This window comes from Pseudoalteromonas sp. GW168-MNA-CIBAN-0100, assembly GCF_040309225.1.
In the GTDB taxonomy this organism is placed as follows: domain Bacteria; phylum Pseudomonadota; class Gammaproteobacteria; order Enterobacterales; family Alteromonadaceae; genus Pseudoalteromonas; species Pseudoalteromonas arctica.
The window spans coordinates 1-273 of record NZ_JBEOOL010000543.1 but is presented as its reverse complement, the minus strand read 5'-3'; the positions used below and the strand labels follow the sequence as shown (position 1 = coordinate 273).

At 48.4% G+C, this 273-nt stretch carries 1 protein-coding gene; it reads left to right on the top strand.

The genetic code is table 11. The annotated features are described in order from the left end of the window. Positions 1-45: 45 nt before the first annotated feature. On the top strand, positions 46-273 hold a 228-nt coding region (locus AAEY62_RS22345; protein ID WP_350636599.1), incomplete at its 3' end, for a QueG-associated DUF1730 domain-containing protein.

Below are 273 nucleotides of genomic sequence, written 5' to 3'. Positions count from 1 at the left end.
GCGCTAGGGTTTGCTGACTGCGGCTTTCTATCCGTGCACCATCCTTTGTTTGCTAAACAAATTGTACAACTGCAGCAATGGCTAGAGAAAGGTTACGAGGGACAGCTACAGTTTATGCACAGCAATCATGAACTACGGGCGAACCCTGAGCAATTGGTCGATGGTGCAAGAACTATCATCAGCGTTCGTATGGATTACCTAACTCAAGCACCGAAACCTCGTGCTGTCACTGACAATGACCTTCCCAACCAAGGTATCATTGCGCGTTATGCC